This is a genomic window from Polaromonas sp. P1_G2 (assembly GCF_056405515.1).
In genome coordinates this window covers 1-438 of the sequence record NZ_JBFUBY010001224.1, presented here as the reverse complement: position 1 = coordinate 438, position 438 = coordinate 1, and the positions used below count along the sequence as shown (strand labels likewise).

General features: G+C 61.3%; 1 protein-coding gene. It reads left to right on the top strand.

Annotation, left to right across the window (positions count from 1 at the left end):
• Positions 1-438: LysR substrate-binding domain-containing protein (locus tag AC1D0P_RS29880; RefSeq protein WP_477680042.1), on the top strand; the 438-nt coding region annotated here is incomplete at both ends.

Genomic DNA, 438 nt, shown 5'->3' with positions numbered 1-438 from the left:
GCCGTCGTCTCGACGCCATCCTTTTCGCCGCAGCAATCGACCCGCAGCATCGGCCTCGTGGTGTCGGACTATACGCTGCACACGCTGATCCCGCCCTTTCTTCGCAGGGTTGCCGCCCAGGCGCCCGGCATCCGCATCGATCTCAAGCCGCAGCAGAATTTCCCGCATCTCTTGCTSGAACGGGGCGAAGCCGATCTGCTGGTCGCGCCGACCGTGTTCTGTTCGACCAACCATCCGATGGAAGAACTGCTGAAAGACGAATTCTGCGCCGTGGTGGATGCAGATGGGCCGTATGCCGCGGGCGGGCTGAGCAAGGAAGATTTCATCTCTGCCGGCCATATCGTCATGCTGCCGCCGAATGGCGGAGAAAGCGTCGCGCAGAAAGCCTGCCGGGAAATGGGCGTCGAACTCAAGGTGGAGGTAACTACCTTCTCGTTC